This window comes from Streptomyces lincolnensis (genome assembly GCF_001685355.1).
Classification (GTDB): Bacteria; Actinomycetota; Actinomycetes; order Streptomycetales; family Streptomycetaceae; genus Streptomyces; species Streptomyces lincolnensis.
The window spans coordinates 2,513,975-2,538,973 of the sequence record NZ_CP016438.1 but is presented as its reverse complement, the minus strand read 5'-3'; the positions used below and the strand labels follow the sequence as shown (position 1 = coordinate 2,538,973).

The 24,999-nt window shown below is 73.2% G+C and carries 21 protein-coding genes and 1 riboswitch; of the genes, 5 read left to right on the top strand and 16 right to left on the bottom strand.

Annotated features, from left to right (window positions below; genetic code table 11):
* Window positions 1–100 precede the first annotated feature (100 nt).
* Entirely contained in the window at window positions 101–1,012 is a 912-nt protein-coding gene (locus SLINC_RS11240) for an SCO1860 family LAETG-anchored protein (protein ID WP_067430195.1), read from the top strand.
* A gap of 100 nt (window positions 1,013–1,112) precedes the next feature.
* On the top strand, window positions 1,113–1,760 hold the full coding sequence (locus tag SLINC_RS11235) for a hypothetical protein (RefSeq protein WP_067430192.1): 648 nt from the start codon (window positions 1,113–1,115) through the stop codon (window positions 1,758–1,760).
* Here SLINC_RS11235 and cobC read toward each other — a convergent pair.
* The 6 genes from cobC to cobM are packed head-to-tail and all read right to left on the bottom strand — an operon-like array spanning window position 1,684 to window position 8,031.
* The gene (gene cobC / locus SLINC_RS11230; RefSeq protein WP_067430189.1) at window positions 1,684–2,769 is read right to left on the bottom strand and encodes an Rv2231c family pyridoxal phosphate-dependent protein CobC; all 1,086 of its coding nucleotides are present in this window, start codon (window positions 2,767–2,769) and stop codon (window positions 1,684–1,686) included. The two genes, SLINC_RS11235 and cobC, sit on opposite strands and share 77 nt — an antisense overlap.
* Entirely contained in the window at window positions 2,759–3,685 is a 927-nt protein-coding gene (locus SLINC_RS11225; protein WP_067430186.1) for a sirohydrochlorin chelatase, read from the bottom strand. The genes cobC and SLINC_RS11225 overlap by 11 nt, the downstream gene beginning before the upstream one ends.
* Window positions 3,682–4,272 (bottom strand): precorrin-8X methylmutase, encoded by a 591-nt coding sequence (locus SLINC_RS11220; RefSeq protein ID WP_067430183.1) that lies wholly within the window; start codon window positions 4,270–4,272, stop codon window positions 3,682–3,684. The genes SLINC_RS11225 and SLINC_RS11220 overlap by 4 nt, the downstream gene beginning before the upstream one ends.
* Window positions 4,269–5,960 (bottom strand): precorrin-3B C(17)-methyltransferase, encoded by a 1,692-nt coding sequence (gene cobJ, locus SLINC_RS11215; RefSeq protein WP_067430180.1) that lies wholly within the window; start codon window positions 5,958–5,960, stop codon window positions 4,269–4,271. The genes SLINC_RS11220 and cobJ overlap by 4 nt, the downstream gene beginning before the upstream one ends.
* The gene (locus SLINC_RS11210) at window positions 5,957–7,216 is read right to left on the bottom strand and encodes a bifunctional cobalt-precorrin-7 (C(5))-methyltransferase/cobalt-precorrin-6B (C(15))-methyltransferase (RefSeq protein WP_067430177.1); all 1,260 of its coding nucleotides are present in this window, start codon (window positions 7,214–7,216) and stop codon (window positions 5,957–5,959) included. The genes cobJ and SLINC_RS11210 overlap by 4 nt, the downstream gene beginning before the upstream one ends.
* Window positions 7,213–8,031, bottom strand: coding sequence for a precorrin-4 C(11)-methyltransferase (gene cobM, locus SLINC_RS11205; protein WP_067430174.1), 819 nt, complete (start codon window positions 8,029–8,031; stop codon window positions 7,213–7,215). Before cobM ends, SLINC_RS11210 begins: the two co-directional genes overlap by 4 nt.
* 148 nt (window positions 8,032–8,179) lie before the next feature.
* Here cobM and SLINC_RS11200 point away from each other — a divergent pair, with 148 nt between their 5' ends.
* Window positions 8,180–8,908 carry a ZIP family metal transporter gene (locus SLINC_RS11200; protein WP_067430171.1) on the top strand — a complete coding sequence of 243 codons (729 nt, stop codon included), beginning with the start codon at window positions 8,180–8,182 and terminating at the stop codon, window positions 8,906–8,908.
* A 14-nt stretch (window positions 8,909–8,922) separates the two neighbouring features.
* On the opposite strand, the gene cobI is transcribed toward SLINC_RS11200, so the two are convergent.
* From cobI to SLINC_RS11150, 10 genes are all read right to left on the bottom strand, one after another.
* Window positions 8,923–9,675 (bottom strand): precorrin-2 C(20)-methyltransferase, encoded by a 753-nt coding sequence (gene cobI, locus SLINC_RS11195; protein ID WP_225988423.1) that lies wholly within the window; start codon window positions 9,673–9,675, stop codon window positions 8,923–8,925.
* Entirely contained in the window at window positions 9,672–11,213 is a 1,542-nt protein-coding gene (locus SLINC_RS11190; RefSeq protein ID WP_067445230.1) for a cobyrinate a,c-diamide synthase, read from the bottom strand. Before SLINC_RS11190 ends, cobI begins: the two co-directional genes overlap by 4 nt.
* Window positions 11,210–11,809, bottom strand: coding sequence for a cob(I)yrinic acid a,c-diamide adenosyltransferase (gene cobO, locus SLINC_RS11185; RefSeq protein ID WP_067430166.1), 600 nt, complete (start codon window positions 11,807–11,809; stop codon window positions 11,210–11,212). The genes SLINC_RS11190 and cobO overlap by 4 nt, the downstream gene beginning before the upstream one ends.
* A complete protein-coding gene (locus SLINC_RS11180) occupies window positions 11,809–13,830 on the bottom strand; it encodes a putative cobaltochelatase (protein WP_067430162.1) in 2,022 nt (673 codons plus the stop codon). Before SLINC_RS11180 ends, cobO begins: the two co-directional genes overlap by 1 nt.
* Window positions 13,827–17,480 carry a cobaltochelatase subunit CobN gene (gene cobN, locus SLINC_RS11175; RefSeq protein ID WP_067430158.1) on the bottom strand — a complete coding sequence of 1,218 codons (3,654 nt, stop codon included), beginning with the start codon at window positions 17,478–17,480 and terminating at the stop codon, window positions 13,827–13,829. The genes SLINC_RS11180 and cobN overlap by 4 nt, the downstream gene beginning before the upstream one ends.
* Window positions 17,477–18,985 carry a cobyric acid synthase gene (locus SLINC_RS11170; protein ID WP_067430155.1) on the bottom strand — a complete coding sequence of 503 codons (1,509 nt, stop codon included), beginning with the start codon at window positions 18,983–18,985 and terminating at the stop codon, window positions 17,477–17,479. Before SLINC_RS11170 ends, cobN begins: the two co-directional genes overlap by 4 nt.
* Window positions 18,982–19,923: a cobalamin biosynthesis protein gene (locus SLINC_RS11165; RefSeq protein ID WP_067430152.1), complete on the bottom strand. Its 942-nt coding sequence runs from the start codon at window positions 19,921–19,923 to the stop codon at window positions 18,982–18,984. Before SLINC_RS11165 ends, SLINC_RS11170 begins: the two co-directional genes overlap by 4 nt.
* 98 nt (window positions 19,924–20,021) lie before the next feature.
* Window positions 20,022–20,166: riboswitch (cobalamin riboswitch) on the bottom strand.
* A gap of 124 nt (window positions 20,167–20,290) precedes the next feature.
* Entirely contained in the window at window positions 20,291–20,512 is a 222-nt protein-coding gene (locus SLINC_RS11160; protein WP_067430149.1) for a hypothetical protein, read from the bottom strand.
* Between the two features lie 54 nt (window positions 20,513–20,566).
* A complete protein-coding gene (locus tag SLINC_RS11155) occupies window positions 20,567–21,802 on the bottom strand; it encodes an inorganic phosphate transporter (protein WP_067430147.1) in 1,236 nt (411 codons plus the stop codon).
* Window positions 21,803–21,955: 153 nt separating this feature from the next.
* Complete coding sequence (locus SLINC_RS11150) at window positions 21,956–22,705, bottom strand: lysozyme (RefSeq protein ID WP_067430144.1); 750 nt, start codon at window positions 22,703–22,705, stop codon at window positions 21,956–21,958.
* 196 nt (window positions 22,706–22,901) lie between these two features.
* Here SLINC_RS11150 and SLINC_RS11145 point away from each other — a divergent pair, with 196 nt between their 5' ends.
* Window positions 22,902–23,633 (top strand): class II aldolase/adducin family protein, encoded by a 732-nt coding sequence (locus SLINC_RS11145; protein ID WP_067430141.1) that lies wholly within the window; start codon window positions 22,902–22,904, stop codon window positions 23,631–23,633.
* Window positions 23,634–23,703: 70 nt separating this feature from the next.
* Window positions 23,704–24,840 (top strand): alpha/beta hydrolase family protein, encoded by a 1,137-nt coding sequence (locus SLINC_RS11140; RefSeq protein WP_067430138.1) that lies wholly within the window; start codon window positions 23,704–23,706, stop codon window positions 24,838–24,840.
* The last annotated feature ends 159 nt before the right edge of the window (window positions 24,841–24,999 follow it).

Below are 24,999 nucleotides of genomic sequence, written 5' to 3'. Positions count from 1 at the left end.
GGACTCGCATACGGGTGAACTCCCGTCGGCGCGCTGACGGTTGCCCCGGCATACGTGATTCTTGCGGGGTCCCGAAGCGTCTCTTCTGGGGGTCCCACCCTTGAACAGCAACACCTTCCGCATGCCCGCACGCCGTCTGGCCACCGTCGCGACGGCCACCGCCCTGGCCGCGGGTCCCGCGGCCCTGGCCGGCACGGGCCCCGCCCACGCGACCCCCGACCAGGGGCGCGCGAGCGCCGTCGTCCTGCGCACCGGACTCGACGTGGCCCTGCTCAACCGGACCGTGGACGTGCCGCTCGCGGTCGCCCTCAACGAGGTCCAGGCACCACGGAGTGCTCAACAGACCGCCCTGACCGCCCGGTTGGACGGTGTGGACGGCGGACAGCCCTTCAGCGTGCTGGCCGCGGAGGTGGCCGACGCGAAGGCGACGGTCACCGCCGGCCGGGCCGAGGGCAGCACCCGCCTCGCCCACGCCGAGGTGCACGTCCCCGGCCTGCCCCTGCTGTCCCTCGTCGAGCTCGAAGGGGTCACCTCGAAGGCGACCTGCGAGGCCGGGAAGCCCCCGGCCGCCTCCGCGAACCTGCTCGGCGCGGTGACGGTCCTCGGCAAGCGGGTCAAGGTCACCACCGGCGGCCCCACCCACGTCACGGTCCCCGGCGTCGGCGAGGTCCGCCTGGACCTGTCGAGGACGGCGACCACCTCGCGCACGGCCGCCGCCACCGCCCTCGAACTCACCGTCTCCGTCAACCCGGCGAAGCTCAACGTGGCCGAGGTGACCGGCACCCTCACCCTGGCGAAGGCCACCTGCGAGGCACCCCCGGCACCGGTCCCGCCCACCACGCCGGACGAAGATCACGGCGTAGAGCCCCAGGGCGCCCCCGCCGAGGCGAACCTCGCCGAGACCGGCGGCGGTTCCACCACCCCGTACCTCGCGGGCGGCGCGCTCGCCCTGGTCCTGGCCGGCGGGGGAGCGGTGGCGCTGGCCCGGCGCCGGACACGGCGTACACACTGAGTGACGGCGCCGGGAAATCACCTGAATGGCGGTGTACCGGGATCTCTGCGAGCGTGGAGGCGAGAAGTTCGGCCTCGCAGGGGGGTAGGAGGTGTTCCCCATGCGCGTCGCACCGCTGACCGGCCTGCTGGCCGTGGCGCTGACCGTCGTCGCCTTCCTGCTCTTCGGCGACACACCGGACGTCGACGCCCGCGGCGGCGAGGTCAGGTCCTACTACGACGACCACCGGGCACAGACGGCCGTCAGCCTGTACCTGCTGGTGCTCGCCTCGGTGTTCTTCGTCCTCTTCGCCGCCCACCTGGCCCAGGTGGTACGGGCCGTCCCGGGCGGTGACTGGCTGCACCGGGCGGTGGTCGCGGGCGGTGTCCTGATCGCCGTGGGCTTCCTGGTGGGCGCCTCCCTCAGCCTGGCCCTGGTCGACCTCTCGGACAAGGAGGCCGCGGCCGATGCCTCGCTCCAGACGCTCAACGCGCTCAGCGAGGACTTCTTCATCCCGTTCGTCGGCGGAATGGGCCTGATGCTGCTGGCCGCGGGACTGGCCACGGTCCGTGCCGCGGCCGGTCCCTGGCCCCGGTGGCTGAGCTGGGCCGCCGTCGCCCTCGGGGTCCTGGTCTTCGTCCCCTGGGTCGGGTTCTTCGCCTTCATGCTGGCGGGGCTGTGGGTGGCCGCCGTCAGCGTGCTGCTGGCCCGCCGTCCGAGTGCCGCGCCAGCGTCAGCGCCCGGTCCAGCGCCTGAAGGAACGAGTTGACCGTCACCCGGTCCCGCACCGCCAGCCGCAGCCACTCCTCGTCCAGCCCCGGGAAGGTGTCCCCGCGCCGGACCGCGAAGCCGAGGGTGCGCAGATGCCGTCGTACGGCCGCGGCCCGCGGCAGCCGTACGAGGACGAAGGGCCCCTCGGCGGGAGAGGCCACCCGGAGCCCGTCGGAGGCGAACTCCTCCAGGCCCGCGACGAGATGGGCCCGGTCGGCGGCGACGCGATGCGCCGCGTGCGCGGCCTCGGCCAGGGCCCGCGGCGAGACGCACGCCTCGGCGGCCGCGAGGGCGGGGGTGGAGACGGGCCACAGGGGCTGCGCCTGCTCGAGCTCCGCGATCGTCTCCGGGGCCGCCAGGACGTAGCCGATGCGCAGCCCCGCCAGGCCCCAGGTCTTGGTCAGGCTGCGCAGCACCACGAGACCCGGCACGTCGGTGCGCCCGGCCAGCGCCTCCCGCTCGTCCGGCACCGCGTCCATGAACGCCTCGTCCACCACCAACGTCCGCCCGGGGCGGGCGAGCCGGGCGATCGAGGCGGCCGGGTGCAGCACCGAGGTCGGGTTCGTCGGATTGCCGATCACCACCAGGTCCGCGTCCTCCGGGACGGCCGCTGGATCCAGCCGGAAGCCGTCCCGCGCCCGCAGCAGGACGCGGTCGACGGTGTGGCCGGCGTCCCGCAGGGCCGCCTCCGGCTCGGTGAACTGCGGGTGCACCACGACCGGCCGGCGGACCTTCAGGGCCCGCGCGAGCAGGACGAAGGCCTCCGCGGCGCCCGCCGTCAGCAGCACCCGCTCCACCGGCAGCCCGTGCCGCCGGGCCACCGCGGCCCGTGCGTCCCGCCCGTCGGGGTAGGCGGCCAGGCCGGTCAGCGAATCGGCGATCCGCTCCCGCAGCCAGCCGGGCGGTGTGTCGGCGCGGACGTTCACGGCCAGGTCGACCAGGGCCGATCCGTCGTCCCGCACCTCGGCGTCCCCGTGGTGCCGCAGGTCGTGTCCCTCAGTGCGCATGGGAGTGTGCGTGTCCTCCGTGATGGTGGTGCCCGTGGTCGCCGTCGTCGTCCGGGTGGAAGTGCGGCTGCTGCGGCAGGCCCACCTTGTCCTCGAAGCCGGGCAGCGCGATGCGGTACACGCACGAGTCGCAGTTCATCCGCAGATCGCCCTTCAGGGCTTCCGCGTAGCGCTCCATCACCAGGTCGAGCAGTTCGGGCTCCGGGCCGATGACGTCCGCCGACCGCACCTCGACCTCGGGGTGCGCGGCCGCCCAGCCCTCGGTCTGCTGCCGCACCCGGTCCGGCAGGATCCCGGTGAACAGGAAGTACGGCAGGACGACGATGCGCCGCGCGCCGAGCTTCACGCACCGGTCGAGCCCGCTCGGCACGTCCGGCGCCGCCAGCGACACGAACGCCGTCTCCACGCCCGCGTATCCCCGGCCCTCCCACAGCAGCCGCGCCGCCTTGTGCACCTCGGCGTTGGCGTCGGGGTCGGTCGACCCGCGCCCCACCAGCAGCACGGTCACGTCGGCGCGGTCCTCGGGAGTGCGCAAGGCGCCGCCGAGCGCCTCGTCCAGCCGTCGCTCCAGCACCGTCAGCAGGGCGGGGTGCGGGCCCAGCGGACGGCCGTAGGTGTAGGAGATGCCGGGGTGCCGTTCCTTCTCGCGGGACAGGGCCGCGGGGATGTCCCCCTTGGCGTGCCCGGCGGACACCAGCATCAGCGGGACGGCGGCGAAGCGCTGTACGCCCCGCTCCACGAGCTCGGTCACCGCCTCGCCCAGCGGCGGCGGGGACAGCTCGATGAAGCCGCCGGCGACGGGCAGGCCGGGGTTGCGGCGCCCCAGTTCCCGGACGAAGTCGCGGAAGGCCTCGGCCCCGGCGTCGTCCCGGGTGCCGTGGCCGGCGATGAGCAGGGCGGGCGGCGGGGTGGTCACGATGTCTCCTCGGAGTGTGGAACGGGGTGGTACAGAAGGGCGTTGAGGGCGGCCGAGGCGACCGCCGACCCGCCCTTCTCGGACACGTTGCTCACGGCGGGCAGCCCGCTCTCGCGCAACGCGGCCTTCGACTCGACCGCGCCGACGAAACCGACGGGCAGGCCGATGACGAGCGCCGGGGCGGCGTCCAGGGTCAGCAGCTCCTCCAGCGCGGTCGGCGCGTTGCCGATCACCCACAGGGCGCCGGGGCCGACCTGTTCGTGGGCGAGGCGGATGCCGTGGGCCGAACGGGTCAGCCCCGGCCCCGCGACGGCGTCCTTGAGCCGGCAGACGGTCTCGCGCCGGGTGATGCCGGCCCCGACCATCTCGACGTCCACGACGACGGGCGCGCCGGCGTGCAGGGCGGCATGGGCCTTCACCAGCACGTCCTCGTCCATGACGAGATCGCTCGCGTAGTCGAGGTCGGCGGCGGAGTGGACGACCCGCTCGACGACGGCCCGGGTGAGGGGCGCGAGGTGCGAGGTGTCCAGACGGGCGCGCATCCGCCGGTAGGACTCCACCTCGATCGGGTGGATCACACGGTTCACCGGGGCTCCTCCTGCCAGCGGTAGCCGCGCGGCGTCACCATGCGCCCGGCGATGCGCCGGGTCGCCGTGTTGCCCACGGTCACGACCGTCATCATGTCGACGGTCGCCGGGTCCAGTGCGGCCAGCGTCGTCAGGCGCGCGGACTCGTCCGGGCGCGAAGCGTTGCGTACGACCCCGACCGGTGTCGTCGGCTCCCGGTGCCCGGCGAGGATCGCGAGCGCCTTGGGCAGCTGCCAGTCCCGGCCCCGGCTGCGCGGGTTGTAGAACGTCACGACGATGTCCGCCTCGGCCGCCGCCCGCACCCGCCGCTCGATGACCTCCCACGGCGTGTGCAGGTCGGACAGGCTGATCGACACGTGGTCGTGGCCGAGCGGCGCGCCCAGCATCGCGGCGGCGGCGAGGGCGGCGGTGACACCGGGCACGCCGATCACGTCGATGTCGTCGGACGCCTCGGCGAGCGCGGGGGAGGCCATGGCGTACACGCCCGCGTCCCCGCTGCCGATCAGGGCGACCGCCTGCCCCTTGCGGGCCTCCTCGACGGCAGTGCGGGCCCGCTCCTCCTCGGCGCCGAGCCCCGACTCCAGGATCCGGGTGCCCGGCCGCAGCAGGTCGCGGATCTGGTCGACGTACTGGTCGAGCCCGACGAGCACAGCGGCGCGCCGCAGCTCCGCCTTCGCGCGCGGGGTGAGCAGGTCCCGGGCGCCCGGGCCGAGCCCGACCACTGCGAGCCGCCCGCGCGCGGGACGCCGTACGACGGCACAGGTCGCCATGGCGGGCCGGCCGTCCTCGCGCTCCGACTTCCGCTTGGGGACGAGGAGTTCACCGCCGCGCAGGAGTGCGGCGGCCTCGGCGACGGAGGGGGTGCCGACGGCCGCGAGGGGCGCGTCGGAGGGGTGGGGCACCTCGACGGCGGCCAGCTCCTCGGCGGAGTGGGTGACCAGCCGAACGCCCAGGCGTCCGGCCGCCTCGACGATGCCGGGCTCCTCGGCCTTGGCGTCGACGGTGGCGAGTTCGGCGACGCTGCGGGCGGACAGTCCGGCGTCGGCGAGCGAGGCCTCGATCAGCCCCAGCACCTCGTCCACGGGTGCCCCCTTCGAGGCACCGACACCGACGACGAGCGACGGCGGCCGCAGGACGGCCTCACCCTCGGCGGGCTCCACGAGACGGTCGGTCAGCCGGACCGTGTACGCGCCCTCGGCGGAGACCTTCAGCGCGGGCAGCGGCCAGGCCACCTCCGCCCGCAGCGCGACCGGTTCGCCGTCGAGCAGGGCCCGCGAGACGGCGGCGACATCGCCCTCCACCGGGAAACCGAGCGTGTCCAGGCCCGGCAGCCCGACGGCGTCCGTCGCCGTCGTCACCACGGGCTCGGCGCCCAGCACCTCGCCCACCGCCAGGGCGAGTTCATTGGCCCCGCCGCCGTGCCCGCCCACCAGCGACACGGCGAACCGCCCGCCCTCGTCGACGCACACCACACCCGGGTCCGAGGCCTTGTCGCCGAGCAGCGGCGCCACCAGCCGTACGACCGCTCCGGTCGCCAGGAAACACACGAGCTGCTCGCACTGCGCGAACGCGGTCCGTACGGCGTCCCCCACGGGACCCTCGTACACGCGGGTGCGGTCCGGCCACGCCGCGGCCAGCCGGTCGCGCGCAGCCGCCCCCGCCGCGGTGGCGGAAATGAGGCCGATCACTGAGCGACTCCTTCTCGATACAGGGGATACACGGGGTGCACGGGATTCCGTACACCCCACAGCAGGAAAACGGGGTTGGTCGCCGCCAGCCGGGTCACATCACCCGGCAGCGGCGCGAGGCGCGAGGACTGCACCAGCACGCCGTCGCAGTCGAGACCGGCGCCGGTGAGCGCCGCCCGCGCGGCGGGCACCCGGTCCAGGGCGGCCATCGCGACGACGACCGTCCGCCGGGCGCGCGCGGCGCATGCGGCGACGACGGCGGGCAGTTCGCGCCCCCCGCCGCCGACGAACACCGCGTCGGGATCGCCGAGTCCGGACAGGGCGGTCGGCGCCTCGCCGTGCACCACCCGTACGTCCACGCCGTGCGCGGCCACGTTCGCGCGGATCCGCTCGACGCCGTCGAGGGTCTTCTCGACCGCCGTCACGGCCGCGCCGAACCGCGCGCACTCCACGGCCACGGACCCGGAGCCCGCGCCGACGTCCCAGACCAGCTCGCCCAGCCGCGGCCCGAGCCGGGCCAGGGCGAGGGCCCGCACCTCGAACTTGGTGATCATCGAGTCGCGGTGGGCGAACTCCGCCTCGTCCAGGGCCCATCCGGCCGGCCCGGCGGGCGGCCCGGCGACCGTCCGTACGGCACCGAGCGCCCGTGTCTCGTCCAGACACAGCACGACACTCACCGCAGGACCCCAGTCCCGCCCGGCGGCCTCGGCCGGTGTCACCCGCTCGACGCGCTCGTCCGGCGAGCCCAGCGCCGAGGCGACGACGAGGACCCGGGCGTCGCCGTCGAGCGCCGCCCCCAGCTCGGCCGGCCCGGCGCCCGGACCGGTCAGGACGGCGACCTTCGGCTGCGCCCGGCACACGTTGACCGCCGTCCGCAGCGCACGCCCATGAGCGCTGACCACCACGGCGTCGTCCCAGGTCAGCCCGAGCCGGGCGAAGGCGGTGGCGACGGAGGAGACCCCGGGCCGCACGTCCAGCGCCTCGCTGCCGAACCGTTCGGCCAGCGCCCGCACGATCCCGAAGAACCCCGGGTCCCCCGAGGCCAGCACGACGACCGGGCTCCGCCGGTCCAGATGCCGCTCGATGACGTCCAGGGCCGGTGCCAGCGTGCCGAGGACGACCCGCTCGGCGTCCGGCGGCACCGGCGCGGCCGCGAGATGCCGCCGGCCGCCCACCACGAGACGCGCCCCGGCCACGGCGGCCGCGGCGTCCGGGGGGAGCGGCGCCCCCGTCCCCGTACCGACGACCGTGATCACGTACTCGCCCCGCGTTCGCGCAGCGCCCGGCGGGCCTCGGGGTCCGCCTTGCGGAAACCGTGGAAGTGACCGGGGTGGTAGAGGTGCGAGCGCGTGCCGTGCGCGTCGAGGGCGGGGCCGACGAGGAAGAGGGTGTGCTTCCAGAGCTTGTGCTCCTTGACCGTCTCCTCCAGCGTCTCGATCGTGCACCGCACGATCAGCTCCTCGGGCCAGGTCGCCTGGTACGCCACCACGACGGGCGTGCCGGTCGGATAACCGCCCTCCAGCAGCTCCCGCACCAGCTGTCCGCTGCGGGCCGCCGACAGGAAGACGGCCATGGTCGTGCCGTGCTTGGCGAACTCCCGCACCTCCTCCCCGGGCGGCATCGGCGTCTTGCCGCCGCCGAGCCGGGTGAGCACGACGGACTGCGCGACCTCGGGGATGGTCAGTTCACGCTGTGCGAGCGCGGCGACGGCGGAGAAGGCGGAGACACCCGGGATCACCTCGGTCGCGATACCGATCCGCGCGCACCGGTCGAGCTGCTCCTGCGTGCCGCCCCACAGCGCGGGGTCGCCGGAGTGGATCCGGGCCACCTTCAGGCCCTCCTGACGCGCCCGCTCGTAGACGGCGACGACGTCCTCCAGCGACATGGTCGCCGAGTCGAGGATCTCCGCCCCTTCGCGCGCGTGCTGAAGGACCTCCTCCTGGACCAGGCTGGCCGCCCAGATCACGACGTCGGCCTCCGCGATCGCGCGCGCGGCGCGAAACGTCAGCAGGTCGGCGGCGCCGGGGCCGGCACCGACGAAGATCACCTTGCCGGCGGGGGCATCGGCCATGGGTTCGGTCCTCTCGTACGGATGTTCAGTGCTGCGGAAGTGCTGTGGTGGTTCGGTGCGCGGAAGTTCAGTGCCGCGGGGGTCGGCCGGGCGCGACCGGGGCTTGTCGGACGTGCGGAGCGGGGCCTTGATCCGATACCAAGGGCACATGGCCGTACTCGTCGCGCTCGGCGCGTTCCTGATGACGCTGGCCGGCGGCTGGACGGCACTGCGGGTGACCGACCGCCGCCATCTCGTCCTGGGCCTGGCCGGTGGCCTGATGCTGGGCGTCGTCGGCCTGGACCTGCTGCCCGAGGCGCTGGACGCGGCCGGCACCGAGGTGTTCGGCGTCCCGGCCGCCCTGCTGCTCTTCGTGGCCGGCTTCCTGCTGGCCCATCTGGTGGAACGTCTGCTGGCCGTGCGCCAGGCCGCGCACGGCGCGCAGGAGGGGGACGGCCGGACCCCCGAGGTGGGCCTGACCGCCGCGGCCGCGATGGTCGGCCACAGCGCCATGGACGGCGTGGCGATCGGCGCGGCCTTCCAGGTGGACGGCTCCATGGGCACGGCCGTCGCGCTGGCCGTGGTCGCCCACGACTTCGCGGACGGCTTCAACACGTACACGATCACGAGTCTGTACGGGAACGCCCGCCGCCGGGCGATCGCCATGCTGCTCGCGGACGCGGTGGCCCCCGTGCTGGGCGCGGCCTCCACCCTCCTGTTCACGATCCCGGAACAGGTGCTCGGCGGCTATCTCGGCCTCTTCGGCGGCGCGCTGCTCTACCTCGCGGCGGCCGAGATCCTCCCTGAGGCCCACCACGAACACCCGGCCCGCTCGACCCTGCTGTGCACGATCGCGGGGGCGGGATTCATCTGGCTGGTGGTGGGGGTGGCCGGCTGAGGCTCCGGAGGGTGTCACAACTTGCCGCCCCGGCCGCCGTCGCGCCGGGCGGGCGCGATGAGCGTGGACAGATACGGCAGGGGAGTGCCGTCGAGCCCGGCGGCGGGCTGGATGGACTCGCCCTCCAGCCCCAGCGCCGACCCCCACACCGCGTCCTCGATCCGCCCGGTCTCCCGCAACGCCTCGGCCACTTCCTCCGCCTGCCGCCCGAACTTGTAGGCGACGACGGTCCCGGGCCCGTTCAGCGCGTCCTTGAGCACGGCCGCCCCGGCGGTGACGGGCACCAGCGTCAGCGGCTCGGTGCCCTCCGTGAGCACCGCGCCCGACCTGGCCGCGAGGTCCTGCATGGCGGTGATACCGGGCACGGTCTCGACCACGACCCCCGGTACCGACTCACCGATGGTCTGCGCGAGATAGGTGAACGTGGAGTACACGTTGGGGTCGCCGATGGTCGCGAAGGCGACGGTGCGATGCTCTCGCAGCAACTCGGCCACCCGCGCACCGGCCGCGTCCCAGGCCGCCTCCCGTCGAGCCCGGTCGCTCCGCTCGTTCAGCGCGAACACGACCCGCAGCACCTTCTCCCGCGGCACGTAGTGCAGCACGGTGGCCTCCGCCCGCCCCCGCTCACCGCCGTCCTGTCCGTCGGACGCGGCCATCACCGGTACGACCACGACATCGGCGGCGCGCAGGGCGTTGACGCCCTTGACGGTCACCAGCTCCGGATCCCCGGGCCCCACGCCGACCCCGATCAACCTGCTGCTGCTCATGACGTCCGGCACCTCTCCACGAACCGACGGGCCACACCGGGCTCGGACGCCCAGTGCGTGTGCAGATAACTCGCGTGCACACCTCGCTGTACAAAACCTTCGACCCGCCGCGGCGACCGCAGCCCCCAGGCGGGCGCGTCCCCCGCCCCCGGCTCGACGACCGTCCGGTGGAACTCGTGCCCCCGCATCCGCGTCCCGACCACCGCCAGCGAACTCTCACTCACGGCCACGGCGTCCCGGTAACCGAGGGTGAGCCGCTCGGTCATCCTGGCGGTGGCATCGAGCACCCCGCACATCGGCTGCCCGTCCAGCTCCCGGCACAGGTACAACAGCCCCGCACACTCGGCGGCGACGGGAGCACCGCTGTCCACCAGAGCCGCGACGGACTTGCGCAGCGGCTCGTTGGCGGACAACTCGGCGGCGTACACCTCGGGAAACCCGCCCCCGATGACCAACCCCCGCGTCCCGTCCGGCAGTTGCTCGTCCCGCAACGGATCGAACACCACGACGTCGGCACCGGCGGCGGACAGCAACTCGGCATGCTCGGCGTAGGAGAAGGTGAACGCGGGCCCGCCGGCGATGGCGACAACCGGCCGACGCGGCCCCTCGGAACACCGGTCCGCATCTTTCAGCCCGTCCGGCGCTTGAGGATCAGGCTGTTGCCGTCCCGACCCCCCACCCACCCGCTTTTCCAGCCCGTCCGGCGTTTGAGGACGAGGCCCCTTCAGGGCCGACAGTGGGGGTCTGGGGGCGGCAGCCCCCAGGGATGGGACGGATAGGGGCGGCGGGGGCGAGAAATCCAGGACCTCAGCCGCATCCCAGCCCGCCCCCGACAACGCCCCCGCACTCCGCGCAAGCCCGACCAACCCCGAAAGATCACACCCCGCCTCAACCTGCGCGGCCATCGCCGCCACCGCATCCACCGCCGCCCCCCGCCGCTCGGCGACCGGCACCAACCCCAAATGCCGAGACGGCGTATCCACCTGAGAAACCCGCCGCAGCACCCCAAAAACGGGCACCCCCGCCGACTCCAACGCCTCCCGCAACAACTCCTCGTGCCGATCCGACGCGACCTTGTTGAGGATCACGCCCCCGACCCGCACCTCCGGATCCCAGGAGGCGAACCCGTGCACCAACGCCGCCACCGACCGCGACTGCGACGACGCGTCCACGACCAGCACCACCGGCGCCCGCAACAGCTTCGCCACCTGCGCCGTGGACGCCAGCTCCCCTTCCCCCGCGGCCCCGTCGTACATCCCCATCACGCCCTCGACCACGGCGATGTCACACCCGCGAGCCCCGTGCAGGAACAGCGGAGCCACCAGCTCCGGCCCGCACAGATACGCGTCGAGGTTCCGCCCCACCCGCCCGCTCGCGAGCGCGTGGTACCCGGGGTCGATGTAGTCCGGCCCCACCTTGTGCGGAGACACGGCAAGCCCCCGCGCGGCGAACGCGGCCATCAGCCCGGTGGCGACGGTGGTCTTGCCGCTGCCCGACGAGGGCGCGGCGATGACCAGCCGGGGAACGGAGGCACTCACCACTCGATACCCCGCTGCCCCTTCTGCCCCACGTCCATCGGGTGCTTCACCTTGGACATGTCGGTCACGAGATCCGCGAAGTCGACGAGCTTCTCGGGCGCGTTCCGCCCGGTGATCACGACATGCTGGTTCCCGGGCCGATGACGCAGCACGTCGAGCACCTCATCGGTGTCGACCCACCCCCAGTGCATCGGATAGGCGAACTCGTCGAGCACGTACAACCGGTACGTCTCGGCGGCCAGATCCCGCTTGACCTGCTCCCAGCCCTCCCGGGCCTTGTCCTCGTTGTCCATCTGGGCGTCCCGCTGAACCCAGGACCACCCCTCGCCCATCTTGTGCCAGGCGACGGACCCGCCCTCACCACTGGCACCGAGCACCCGCAGCGCGTTCTCCTCGCCGACCTTCCACTTCGCCGACTTGACGAACTGGAACACCCCGATGGGCCACCCCTGGTTCCAGGCACGCAGCGCGAGCCCGAAGGCGGCGGTCGACTTCCCCTTCCCGACACCGGTGTGCACGACCACGAGCGGCCGGTTCCGACGCTGACGGGTCGTCAGTCCGTCGTCCGGCACGACACTCGGCTGTCCCTGAGGCATTACGCGGCCCTCCTCTGTACGTCCTTCACCAGACCGGCGATCGAGTCCGCCCGCAGCTCGTCGAGTGTCACCGCGGTCCCGCCGAGCTCACCCGCGAGCTGCCCGGCGAGCCCCAGCCGCACGGGCCCGGACTCGCAGTCGACGACCACACAGGCGGTCCCGTCGGCGGCGAACAGGCGAGCCGCCCGTCTCGCCAGAGCGACCGGTTCGGGCCCACCGGTGGCCCGCCCGTCCGTCACCACGACGACGAGCGCCCGGCGAGCCGGATCCCGCAGCCGCTCCACCCGCAGCACCTCGTGCGCCCGCAACAGGCCCGCCGCGAGCGGCGTACGCCCGCCCGTCGGCAGCGTCTGAAGCCGCGCGGCCGCCGCGTCCACCGAGGACGTCGGAGGCAACGCGACCTCCGCCGCCGACCCCCGGAACGTCACCAGACCCACCTTGTCCCGCCGCTGATAGGCGTCCAGCAGCAGCGACAGCACGGCCCCCTTCACGGCGCTCATCCGCTGCCGCGCCGCCATCGACCCCGAGGCGTCGACCACGAACAGCACGAGGTTGCCCTCACGCCCCTCCCGGGTCGCCTGCCGCAGATCGTCACGGCGTACGACGAGACCGCGCCCCGTACGGCCCCGCGCCCGCTGATGCGGTGCGGCGGCCTGCACGGTCGCCGCCAGGTGCAGCTTGGTCAGCGCCCCCCGGGGCCGGCGCGCACCGGTCGTCCGCCCGTGCTCGGTCCGCGCCCGCGACCGCCGCCCGGCGGCGCCGTCGCCGAGACCGGGCACGCTGAGCACCTTGGTACGGAAGGGCTCCGAGGCCCGCGCGGCCTGCTGCTCCCCGCCGCCGGAGGTCTGCGGCGGCCCGTCCTCGCCGGCCTCGGGACGGGCGCCCGTGTCGCCGCCCTGCGGCCCGTCGGAGTCGGAGGGCGACTGCCCGCCCCCGCCACCGGGTCCGTCGGGATCGGGATCGTCGTCGTCCCCGTCGCCCTGACCGTTCTGGTCCTGGCTCTCGTTCTCGCCGGAGAACTCCTCCAGCGTCTCGTCGAGCCTGTCCTCGTCCAGTCCCGGCGCGTCGAAGGGATTACGGCGCCTGCGGTGCGGCAGCGCGAGCAGTGCCGCCTGCCGGACGTCCTCCGCGAGCACATCGGTCCGCCCGGCCCACGCGGCCAGCGCCGTCGCGGTCCGCGCCATCACGATGTCGGCCCGCATCCCGTCGACCTCGAAGGCCGCACAGGTGGCCGCGATCTGCCGGAGCGCCCCGTCCCCGAGCCGCACCGACGGCAACAACTCCCGTGCCGCGACGACGCGTTGCCGTACGGCGGCCTCCTCGTCCGCCCAGCGCGCGGCGAAGCCGTCCGGATCGTCGTCGTAGGCGAGCCGCCGCCGTACGACCTCCACCCGCTGGTCGGGCTCGCGCGAGGCCGCGACCTCGACGGTCAGCCCGAACCGGTCCAGCAACTGCGGCCGCAGCTCGCCCTCTTCGGGGTTCATGGTGCCGACGAGCAGGAACTTCGAGGCGTGCCGTACGGAGACACCCTCCCGCTCGACGTACGACGCGCCCATCGCGGCCGCGTCCAGCAGCAGGTCGACCAGGTGGTCGTGGAGGAGGTTGACCTCGTCGACGTAGAGGATGCCGCGGTGCGCGTCGGCGAGCAGGCCGGGCTCGAAGGCCTTCACACCCTCCGACAGCGCCCGCTCGATGTCCAGGGCACCCACGAGCCGGTCCTCGGAGGCACCGACGGGCAGTTCGACCATCCGGGAGGGCCGCGGCACCCCGCCGCCGCTCTCGTGCGGCCCGTCCGGGCACGCGGGATCCGGCGCGGCGGGGTCACAGGAGAAACGACACCCGGGGACGACCGGGACCGCGGGCAACAGCGCCGAAAGGGCCCGCACCGCAGTCGACTTGGCGGTGCCCTTCTCGCCGCGCACCAGCACCCCGCCGACCGCCGGGGACACGGCGTTCAGCAGCAGCGCGAGCCGCAGGTCGTCCTGGCCGACGACGGCCGTGAAAGGAAAGGGGGTGGTCACTGGTCGCCCTCCAGGTCGCCTTCGAGCTCCAGGTAGGTGGCGCGCAGCCGTTCCAGCGTGTCCGCGTCCGGTTCGGCCCACAGCCCACGGTCGGCGGCCTCCAGGAGCCGCTCGGTGATGCCCCGCAGCGCCCACGGGTTGGACTTCTTCATGAAGTCCCGGTTCTCGGCGTCGAAGACGTACTCGGCCGACAGCTTCTCGTACATCCAGTCGTCCACGACCCCGGCCGTGGCGTCGTAGCCGAAGAGGTAGTCGACGGTCGCCGCCATCTCGAAGGCGCCCTTGTAGCCGTGCCGCCGCATCGCCGCCATCCAGCGCGGGTTGACCACGCGGGCGCGGAAGACGCGGTGGGTCTCCTCGCCGAGGGTGCGGGTCTTCACCTGGTCCGGGGTGGCCGAGTCACCGACGTACGCCTCGGGGGAGGTACCCGTCAGATGCCGCACCATGGCGACCATGCCGCCGTGGTACTGGAAGTAGTCGTCGGCGTCGACGAGGTCGTGCTCGCGGGTGTCGACGTTCTTCGCGGCCACGGCGATCCGCCGGAACGCCGTCTCCATGTCCCCGCGCGCCGCCCGCCCGTCGAGCCCGCGCCCGTAGGCGTAGCCGCCCCAGACGGCGTACACCTCGGCGAGGTCGGCGTCCGAACGCCAGTTGCGCGCGTCGATCAGCGGCAGCAGACCGGCCCCGTACGCGCCCGGCTTGGAGCCGAAGACCCGGGCCGTCGCGCGCCGCCGGTCGCCGTGCTCGGCGGTGTCCTCGTCGGCGTGCGCCTTCACGTAGTTCCGCTCGGCGGGCTCGTCCAGCTCGGCCACCGCGCGCACGGCGTCGTCGATCAGCCCGACCACGTGCGGGAACGCGTCCCGGAAGAAGCCGGAGATGCGGACCGTGACGTCGATGCGGGGACGGCCGAGCTCCGCGAGGGGCACGATCTCGAAGCCGGTCACCCGGCGCGAGGCGTCGTCCCACACCGGACGGCAGCCCAGCAGCGCCAGGATCTCGGCGATGTCGTCGCCCTGGGTGCGCATGGCCGAGGTGCCCCAGACCGTCAGGCCGACGGACTTCGGGTAGTCGCCGGTGTCCTGGAGGTACCGCTGCACGAGGGAGTCGGCGAGGGACTGCCCGACCTCCCAACTCAGCCTGGACGGAATGGCCTTGGGGTCGACCGAGTAGAAGTTCCGGCCGGTCGGCAGCACGTTGACGAGCCCGCGCGTCGGCGAACCGGACGGGCCCGCCGGGATGTAACCGCCGTCCAGCGCCTTGAGGATGTGGCCGATCTCGTCGGTGGTCTTCTCCAGGCGAGGCACGACCTCGTTGCAGGCGAACTCCAACACGGCGACGGCTTCGGGCAGTTCGGCGCCGATGACCTCCCGTACGAGAGGTGCGCTCTCGGCCGCGGCCCACTCGCGTGCCTCCATGCCCTCGGCGAACCGTCGGCACAGCTGCTCCAGCAGATCGATGGCGTCGGCGGCCGAGCGGGACGGGCCCTCGACGAGATCCGTCAGCTCCACCGGGACCTTGACCGGCGCCCCGGGCTCGGCCAGCAACTCCTTCTCGGTGAGCCCGAAATGAGTCGCGAGGCAGGCCCGCAGCCCCGGCAGCGCGTTCGCCTGCCCGCCCCACACCTGCGAGGCCCGCAGCACGGCGAGCACCAGGTTGACGCGCGGCTCGCCGACCGGGCCGCCACCGAGGATGTGCAGCCCGTCGCGGATCTGCACGTCCTTGATCTCGCACAGATAGCCGTCGATGTGCATGACGAACTCGTCGAACGCGGCGTCGTCCGGCTGGTCCTCGACATGCAGGTCGTGGTGGAGCTCGGCCGCCTTCACCAGCGTCCAGATCTGCGCCCGCACGGCCGGCGCCTTCGCCGGGTCCAGGTCGGAGACGAGCGCGTACTCGTCCAGCAACTGCTCCAGCTTCGCCAGGTCGCCGTAGGTGTCGGCGCGCGCCATCGGCGGTACCAGGTGGTCGACGACCGTGGCGTGTCCGCGCCGCTTGGCCTGGGTGCCCTCGCCGGGGTCGTTGACGATGAAGGGGTAGATCAGCGGAAGGTCGCCGAGCACGGCGTCCGGCGCGCAGCCCCCGCTCAGCCCGAGCCCCTTGCCCGGCAGCCACTCCATCGTGCCGTGCTTGCCCATGTGCACGATCGCGTCGGCGCCGAAAGTGTTGTCCAGCCACCTGTACGCGGCCATGTAGTGGTGCGACGGCGGCATGTCGGGGTCGTGGTAGATCGCGATCGGGTTCTCGCCGAAGCCGCGCGGCGGCTGGATCATCACGACGACGTTCCCGAACTGGAGGGAGGCGAGCACGATGTCGTCCCCGTCGACGTACAGGCTGCCCGGCGGCTCGCCCCACGCCTCCAGCATGGCGTCCCGCAGCCCCGCGTCGAGCGTGTCGAACCACGCCCGGTAGTCGGCGAGCGGCACGCGCGCGGGCGCGGAGGCGAGCTGATCCTCCGTCAGCCATTCGACGTCGTGCCCACCGGCCTCGATCAGCCGGTGGATCAACTCGTCGCCTTCGGAGGGGTATGCGGTGACGCCGTACCCGGCCTCCTTGAGCGCGTCCAGCACCCGCACGGCCGAGGCGGGGGTGTCCAGCCCCACCGCGTTGCCCACGCGCGAGTGCTTGGTCGGGTAGGCGGTGAAGACGAGCGCCAGCTTCTTCTCGGCGTTCGGCTTGTGCCTCAACTCGGCATGCCGTACGGCGATCCCGGCGACCCGCGCGGCCCGCTCCGGATCGGCCACGTACACCGGCACCTCGTCCGGGCCCTGCTCCTTGAACGAGAACGGCACGGTGATCAGCCGCCCGTCGAACTCCGGGATGGCGACCTGCATCGCCGCGTCCATGGGGGAGAGCGCGGCGTCGGACTCGTCCCAGGCCCGCTTGGAGGACGTGAGGCAGAGCCCTTGCAGCACAGGCACATCGAGGTCGGCCAGCGCCCCGATGTCCCAGGCCTCCTCGTCGCCGCCCGCCGAGGCCTCGGAGGCGTGCGTGCCGCCGGCGGCGAGGACGGTGGCGACGAGCGTGTCGGCCTTCCCGAGGATCTCGTACAGCCCGGAGTCCGCCCCGCGCAGCGAACCGCAGTACACGGGAAGGGCGTTGGCGCCCTGCCCCTCGATCGCGTCGCACAACGTGTCCACGAAGGCGGTGTTGCCGCTGAGTTCATGCGCCCGGTAGAAGAGCACGCCGACGGTCGGGCGGCCCGGCAGGAGCGGACGCTCGCCATGGACGCCGTACTCCGGCATCTTCAGCGGCTCGACGAACCCCTCGCCCGTCAGCAGCACGGTGTCGGACAGGAACCGGGCCAGCTCGGTGAGGTTGGCGGGCCCGCCCTCGACGAGATACCGGAGTGCCTCGGCGACGACACCGGCCGGCACCGACGACTCGGCCATCAACTCCGCGTCCGGAACGGCCTCGCCACCGAGCAGCACGGTCGGGATGCCCGAGGCCTTCAGCGCGGCCAGCCCGTCCTCCCAGGCCCGCTTGCCGCCGAGCAGCCGTACGACGGCGATGTCGGCGCCCCGGACGAGACCGGGGAGTTCCTGCTCGACGTCCACCCGGGTCGGGTTGCCGATCCGGTAGGAGGCGCCCGTGGCGGCCCGGGCCGCCAGCAGGTCCGTGTCGGCGGTCGACAACAACAACACTGTGCTCATGCGGGCGCTCCCGGTGGAATGAAAGGCAGTCCTTGTGGCGCGCCGGACTCGATGAGCCGCCACAGCGCGTCCGTGTCCGCGTGCTGTTCGATCAGGTCGCCGAGCCGGTCGAGCTGCTCCTCGCGCAGCGCGGCGAACGAGGTGTCGGGCGCCGGCACGAAGCGGCGCCCCGCGGCGGCGGCCACCTCGCGCAGGAAGGCCCGCCGGAAACCGTCCGACTCCAGCGAACCGTGCCAGTGGGTGCCCCAGGTCTGCCCGACCCGGCAGCCGTCCAGGAAGGGTTCCCCTCCGTCCAGGGAGGCGACCCCGTGATGGATCTCGTACCCCTCGACCGGCTGGCCGAGGGCCTCGCCCACGGGCCGGGTGAGGGTCTTCTCGCGGGCGAACCGCACCCGCACGGGCAGGATCCCGAGACCGTCCACCTGTCCCCGCCGGCTCTCGACCTCGTCCTCGATGTGCTCGCCGAGGATCTGGAAGCCGCCGCAGATGCCGAGGATCGGCCGCTGCTCGACGGCCCTGCGGACCAGGGCGTCCGCCAGCCCCCGCTCCCGCAGCCACTCCAGCGCCCGTACGGTCCCCCGGGTCCCGGGGATCACGACGAGGTCGGCGTCCGCCAGCTCCTCGGGCCGGTCCACGAACCGCACGACGACACCGGGTTCGGCGGCGAGCGCGTCCACGTCGGTGAAGTTGGACATGAGCGGCACCGCGCAGACGGCGACGCGCAGGACGTCCGCCCCGACGGGCGGGGCGGTGTTGGACTCCCGCACGGTCCCCCGCATCGACACCCGCAGACCGTCCTCCTCGTCGATGCCGAGGCCGTGCCGGAAGGGGAGGACGCCGTAGGTGTGCCGCCCGGTGAGTCCGTGGAGCATGTCGAGTCCGGGTTCGAGGAGCGACACGTCCCCCCGGAACTTGTTCACGAGGAACCCGGCGACCAGCTCCTGGTCCTCCGGCGACAGCAGCGCGACGGTCCCGAAGAAGGAGGCGAAGACGCCACCGCGGTCGATGTCGCCGACGACGAGGACGGGGAGCCGGGCGTTGCGCGCGATCCCCATGTTCACGATGTCGGTCCGCCGGAGGTTGATCTCGGCCGGGCTCCCCGCCCCCTCACAGATCACCGCGTCATACGTGCCCCGCAACTCCGCGAGGCACTCCAGCACGGTCCCGAGCAGCTTCTGCTGCCGCCCCCCGTGATAGCCCTTCGCGCTGAGCTCACCGACCGGCTTGCCGAGCAGCACGACCTGACTGCTCTGCTCCCCACCGGGCTTGAGCAGCACGGGATTCATCAGCGCGGTCGGCTCGACCCGGCAGGCCTGCGCCTGCATGGCCTGCGCCCGCCCGATCTCCGCGCCCTCCCGCGTCACGAACGAGTTGAGGGACATGTTCTGCGCCTTGAAGGGAGCGACCTTCACCCCCTGCCGCACCAGCCACCGGCAGATCCCGGCGGTGACGACACTCTTGCCAGCGTCGGAGGTGGTGCCGGCGACGAGAAGACCACCGCTCATCGGACCCGCCCCCTGGTGAGAAGCCGCCCGGCGACGCCGGCCCCGAGGGCCAGCAGCCCGACGCGACGGGAGAGTCGTACGGCCCGCTCGATGTCGTCCCGGACGACGGCCCGCCCTTCGGTGTTGAGCACCGGCCGGTGCTCGACCCGGCCCCCGTACGACAGGGTGCCGCCCAGCCGCACCCCGAGAGCCCCCGCGAACGAGGCCTCCACCGGACCGGCGTTGGGGCTCGGATGCCTGCGGGCGTCCCGACGCCAGGCCCGCACGGCACCTCGGGGATCGTCCCCGGCGAGGGCGGCGAGTACGGCGGTCAGCCGCGCCCCCGGCCACCCGGCGAGGTCGTCGAGCCGTGCCGAGGCCCACCCGAAGCGGCGGTAGCGGGGCGACTTGTGCCCGACCATCGCGTCGAGCGTGTTCACGGCCCGGAACCCGAGCAACCCCGGCACCCCGGCGACGGCGCCCCACACGAGCGCGCCCACGACGGCGTCGGAGGTGTTCTCGGCCACGGACTCCACGACCGCCCGCGCGATCCCGTCGGCGTCGAGGGCCTGCGGATCCCGTCCGCACAGATGCGGCAGCCGCTCCCGGGCCGCCTCGACGTCCCCCGCCTGGAGGGTACGCCCGATGAGCCGGGCCTCCCGGGCGAGTGACGTCCCGCCGACCACGGCCCAGGTGGCGGCACCGGTGAGGGCGACGGAAGCGGCGGGGGAGCGGCGTACGGCACGGGCCGCCACGGCCCCGAGCGCGGCGGCGCCACCGGCGCACACGACGGTGTGCAGCGCGCCCCACCCGCGGTGGTCACGCCACATCACCCGCTCCACGGCACCCGCGGCCCGCCCGAACACGGCGACCGGATGCCCGCGGCGTGGATCGCCGAGGAGCAGGTCACCGAGGAGGCCGACAGTGGCGCCGTACGCGAAGACGCGATCGGCACGCATGGACTCAGCCGACCGCTGTCACAGACAGGGTGCGGGTGGTACGACTCAAGCGGCAGCCGAGCATGGCGATATGTCCTCACTCAGGGTGTCCACGCCCTGGTTCGACGAGACCGACGGCGAGAGTTCCTGGCTCCCGGGGCTTCCTACCCCGGTGACAGTGGCGGGACCGCGCCGGACTCACACCGGCTTCCTCTCCTGCCGTCGCATTGGCTCCGGCAGTCCACCACGGGGTTGGAAGGGCAGTCAACTTGCCGTTGACCTGCGGGAGCGGAGTGTGGACAACCCCACATCGCGGTGCCGGAGAACGCCGACCGGGCGGGCCGGGACCGAAGTCCCGGGCCCGCCCGGAGGCTTGAGGAGTGCGGCCTCAGGCCACGATCAGATAGATCCCGTACGCCACCGCCGCCGTGCACGCGGCGAAGCAGGCGTAGGCGCCCGTCACGGCCAGGGCCGCGGAGCCGCCCTGAGCGGTGGCCCGCTCCTGGCGGGAGAGGCCCATGATGCCGAGGGTGAACAGGGCCACGAGGGCCACGGTGACGACGAGGCTGACACCGAAGACGGAGCCGAGCGCTTCCCAGTCGATCTTCATGCTTCTACTTCCTTCTCAGCCGGACGGGACCGGGCTTGACCGGGCGGGCCGGGCTCAGACGGTGGTCGCGGTCGACGGGGCGGCGTCGGCCGTGGGGGCGGGGATGGTGGCCGTGAGGTCCTCGGTCACCGTGCCCGCGGGCGGCGGGGTCACGGCGGCGATCGCGGTGGTCACCACGCCGGGCGTCTCGTCGGTGTCGCAGACGTTGGTGTGGTCGACGACCTCGCGCCGGGAGACCTTCCAGATCGCGGCGCTGGAGGCGATCAGGAAGACGGCGACGACGGCCGTGCCCCACGCGCCGAAGCCCGTCACGTACTCGGCGAGCGCGCCCACCAGCGCGGCCGCCGGCAGGGTCAGGCCCCAGGCCACGAACATCCGGGTCGCGGTCGACCAGCGGACCACCCCGCCCTTGCGGCCGAGCCCCGCGCCCATCACCGCGCCGGAGACGGAGTGCGTGGTGGAGAGGGAGAAGCCGAGGTGGGAGGAGGCCAGGATGACCGTCGCCGCGCTGGTCTGGGCGGCGAAGCCCTGCTGCGGCTGGAGGTCGGTCAGGCCCTTGCCCATGGTGCGGATGATGCGCCAGCCGCCGAGGTAGGTGCCGAGCGCGATGGCGATACCCGCGCTGAGGATGACCCACATGGGCGGGTCGGAGTCGGGGGCGACGGCGCCGCCGGCGACCAGGGCGAGGGTGATGATGCCCATCGTCTTCTGCGCGTCGTTCGTGCCGTGGGCGAGGGAGACCAGGCCGGCCGAGGCGATCTGGCCGGTGCGGTAGCCCTTCGCGGCGGCCTTCCCGTCGGCCTTCCTGCCCAGCGAGTACGACAGCCTGGTCGCGAGCATCGCCGCCAGGCCCGCGACGATCGGGGCCGCGATCGCCGGGATCAGGACCTTGGTGACCAGCACGTCACCGTGGACCGCGCCCATGCCCGCCGAGGCGATGGTGGCGCCGATCAGACCGCCCATGAGGGCGTGCGAGGAACTGGAGGGAAGCCCGACCAGCCAGGTCAGCAGGTTCCAGAGGATCGCGCCGACCAGGGCGGCGAAGATGACCTCGGGACGGATGCCGCTCTCGTCGACGAGACCCTTGGAGATCGTGTTGGCGACCTCCACCGAGAGGAAGGCGCCTACAAGGTTGAGCACGGCGGACATGGCCACCGCGACCTTGGGCTTGAGCGCGCCGGTCGAGATGGTCGTGGCCATCGCGTTGGCGGTGTCGTGGAAACCGTTCGTGAAATCGAACGCAAGTGCGGTTACTACCACAATCGCGAGGATCAGCGAGAAGTTTTCCATTTACCCAGGCAATCGTTCGAAGTCATTGGCTGGATGAACGTAAGCAACCTGAATGAACGGAAGGTGAACTGAGGCGGACCGCACGGTGTATGGAATCGGCGGTTGTCCCTCCGCGGGACGCCAAGCGGAACGTGCGGCCCGCCCGTCGCGCGGTCAGGAACCCTTGGCGAACTTCCTCAGCTGGGCCTGGGATCCGTTGAAGACGTTCTGGTCGCCCGGCAGGCTGCCGCTGTTGTCGTGCTGCCAGATGGTCCAGAACGACCAGCCGGCCGGCAGCGCTCCCGTGCTCGCGGAGCCGTAACGGGCCACCCACAGCGCGTGGTTCGAGCCGAAGGCCCGGCTGCTTCCGGTGCAGGTGTTCCACCAGTGGGTGGTCGTGTAGATCACCGGACGGCGGCCGGTCAGCCGCTTCACCTCGCCGCTGAACGACTTGATCCAGCCGACCATCTCCGCCGTGCTCAGGCCGTAGCACTTGTGCTTCTTGTCGTACGGGTTGTACTCGATGTCGAGCGCGGGCGGCAGCGTCCATCCGTCCGCGCTCCAGGCGCCGCCGTTGCGTACGAAGTGCGCCGCCTGGCTCTTGCCCGAGGATCTGTTCGGCAGGGCGAAGTGGTAGGCCCCGCGGACGATGCCCACCTCACGCGCTCCGTTGTACTGCTGCGCGAAGTACGGGTTGCGATAGGTGTGGGACTCGGTCGCCTTGACGTAGACGAACCTGGCGCCTTTCGACTTGGTCTTCTGCCAGTCGACGTTCTTCTGGTGGGAAGAGACGTCGTGCCCCTTCGGCAGGCTCGCCGCCGAGGCCGGTGTCTCGGCGAGGGCGATGCCCCCGACGGTGAGCGCCGCCACGGACGCGGCCAACGCGCGGCTGTGACGGCGGGACGGATTGCGATCACGGGCCATATGTCCCCCCGGAATGGCTACGTGCACGACAAATCTCCCAGAGGTTACTGGAAGATCATCGAATCCCGGATGATCCCAGGCCAAGTGATCGAAGAGGCCCATGTATGCCCATATGTGCTCTTTCGGAGACGTCGGTTCCGGCCTGAAGTGCCCCCGCCCGGCAGCGGGTCGACGGCCTCCCTGGCAGGATCGCGGCATGGCCGAGGAGCAGCGGGACGCGGGGGGCGCGCGAGGCGTCCGGGAGAGTGCGCAGGATGTGGGGGAGCCGCGTGGAAGGCGTGTGCGCCCCGAGGAGGCGCACGCCTGGGAGGCGCTCGTCGCGACGGCCCGCCGGACCGTGTCCGACGGCCTGGTCGTCGGCACCTCGGGCAACGTCTCCGCCCGCGTCGACGACACCGTGCTGGTCACCCCGTCGGGCGTCCCCTACGACCGGCTCGCCCCGGACGACATCACCGGCGTCGACCTCGACGGCCGGCAGGTGCTCGGCACGCTCGTCCCCACCAGCGAACTGCCCATGCATCTCGCCGTCTACCGCACCACCGACGCCCGCGCCGTCGTCCACACCCACGCCGTGCACGCCACCGCCGTCTCGACGCTCGTCCCGGAGCTCCCGGCGATCCACTACATGTCCGGCGCGCTCGGTGGCGCCGTCCGGGTCGCCCCCTATGCCACATACGGCACCGACGAGTTGGCCGAGAACATGCTCCACGCCCTCGCCGACCGCTCCGGCTGTCTCCTCCAGAACCACGGCACCCTCACCCACGGCGCCACCCTCGACCAGGCCTTCGACCGCACCGCCCAGCTGGAGTGGATGTGCCGCCTGTGGCTCACGGCCTCCTCCGTCCCGGGCCTGACCCCCTCCTTGCTGTCCGAGACCCAGGTGGCGGAGGCGGGCGAGCGCCTGCGGGGCTACGGCCAACGCGGCTGAGCCCCGCGGCCCGTCACCCCGAGCCGTCCTCCCGCTGGCCGGTGGGCGGGTCGGCCAGGACACTGGACGGGTGCGCACCGTCAAAGCAACAGCCGCTGTCGTCACCGCGACCCTGGCCGCCGGCGCGGCGAGCGTCGCCGCCGGACGGCTCGCCAGCAACGCCGCGCTCAAGGCGACGCCGGGCCGGCCCCTGCCCACCGAACCCCGGCTCACCGTGCACTCCACGGCGGCCGGCCGCATCGCCCTCACCCGCGACCTGGCCGCCCTGCGCCCCGGCACCTACGGCCTCGTCGGCGACGGCTCGCACGCGGTCGTCGGCGCCGTCCTCGGCACCGAGGCGCACTCCGCCGACACCGTCGTACGCCGCCTGGAACGCGTCACCCACGGCACCCTGAAACCCGGCGACAAGGTCCGGCTCACCCCGAACCTGTACGTCGGCGACCCGGCCACCGCCCTCGGCCTGGACCACGCCGACGTCGACGTGCCCGGCGAACTGGGCCCCCTGCCCGCCTGGTTCGTGCCCGGTGTGCGGGCCACCTGGGTGATCGCGGTGCACGGACTGGGCGCGACCCGCGAACTCCCCATGAACGTCATGGAGTTCCTGCACCGCCACGGCTTCCCGGTGCTCGCCCTCGCCTACCGCGGCGACCCGGGCGCGCCCCGCCCGCGGGACGGACTGAACCACCTCGGCGAGACCGAGTGGCGGGACCTGGACGCCGCGATCCGGTACGCCCTCGACAACGGCGCCCGCCAGGTCGTCCTGCACGGCTGGTCCACCGGCGCCACCATGGCGCTGCGCGCCGCCGCCCACTCGGAGCTGCGCGACCGCGTCTCGGGTCTGATCCTGGACTCCCCGGTGCTCAGCTGGGAGACCACCCTGCGCGCCCTCGCCTCGGCCCGCCGCACCCCCGGCGCCCTGCTCCCGCTGGCGGTACGCGCCGCGCAGGGCCGCACCGGCAGGTACGGCCGCCGTCCCGCCGCCGAGACCGCGGCCGGCACCCCCGACCGCCCCATGGCGCCGACCCTGATCATCCACGGCCCGGACGACCGGGTGGCTCCCTGGGCCCACTCCCGCCGCCTCGCCGACGCCCACCCCAACCGGGTCGCCCTCCACACCGTCCGCGACGCCCCGCACGGAGCCATGTGGAACGCCGACCCGCGGGGCTACGAGGAAGCCCTGCGCCGTTTTCTGACCCCCCTGATGTGACACCCGCGCGCCCCCGCGTGCTCCCCGCGCCCGTCGGTGTCGCCCCTCTCCACAGCCGGTCCCGAAGGTTCCGTTTAACCCCGTACCACTGGCCTGATCTCGTACTTCGTCCCCCCGTGAGGGTCCGGCGCCGGCCGTCCCCCCGGCCCGCCGTGGCAT

What these genes read in the sequence shown, in the direction of transcription:
- SLINC_RS11235 (WP_067430192.1), top strand. Translation starts at nt 1,113, where the DNA reads ATGCGCGTCGCACCGCTGACCGGCCTGCTGGCCGTGGCGCTGACCGTC.
- cobC (WP_067430189.1), bottom strand. Translation starts at nt 2,769, where the DNA reads ATGCGCACTGAGGGACACGACCTGCGGCACCACGGGGACGCCGAGGTG.
- cobM (WP_067430174.1), bottom strand. Translation starts at nt 8,031, where the DNA reads ATGGCCGATGCCCCCGCCGGCAAGGTGATCTTCGTCGGTGCCGGCCCC.
- SLINC_RS11200 (WP_067430171.1), top strand. Translation starts at nt 8,180, where the DNA reads ATGGCCGTACTCGTCGCGCTCGGCGCGTTCCTGATGACGCTGGCCGGC.
- cobI (WP_225988423.1), bottom strand. Translation starts at nt 9,675, where the DNA reads ATGAGCAGCAGCAGGTTGATCGGGGTCGGCGTGGGGCCCGGGGATCCG.
- cobO (WP_067430166.1), bottom strand. Translation starts at nt 11,809, where the DNA reads ATGCCTCAGGGACAGCCGAGTGTCGTGCCGGACGACGGACTGACGACC.
- cobN (WP_067430158.1), bottom strand. Translation starts at nt 17,480, where the DNA reads ATGAGCACAGTGTTGTTGTTGTCGACCGCCGACACGGACCTGCTGGCG.
- SLINC_RS11170 (WP_067430155.1), bottom strand. Translation starts at nt 18,985, where the DNA reads ATGAGCGGTGGTCTTCTCGTCGCCGGCACCACCTCCGACGCTGGCAAG.
- SLINC_RS11165 (WP_067430152.1), bottom strand. Translation starts at nt 19,923, where the DNA reads ATGCGTGCCGATCGCGTCTTCGCGTACGGCGCCACTGTCGGCCTCCTC.
- SLINC_RS11160 (WP_067430149.1), bottom strand. Translation starts at nt 20,512, where the DNA reads ATGAAGATCGACTGGGAAGCGCTCGGCTCCGTCTTCGGTGTCAGCCTC.
- SLINC_RS11155 (WP_067430147.1), bottom strand. Translation starts at nt 21,802, where the DNA reads ATGGAAAACTTCTCGCTGATCCTCGCGATTGTGGTAGTAACCGCACTT.
- SLINC_RS11150 (WP_067430144.1), bottom strand. Translation starts at nt 22,705, where the DNA reads ATGGCCCGTGATCGCAATCCGTCCCGCCGTCACAGCCGCGCGTTGGCC.
- SLINC_RS11145 (WP_067430141.1), top strand. Translation starts at nt 22,902, where the DNA reads ATGGCCGAGGAGCAGCGGGACGCGGGGGGCGCGCGAGGCGTCCGGGAG.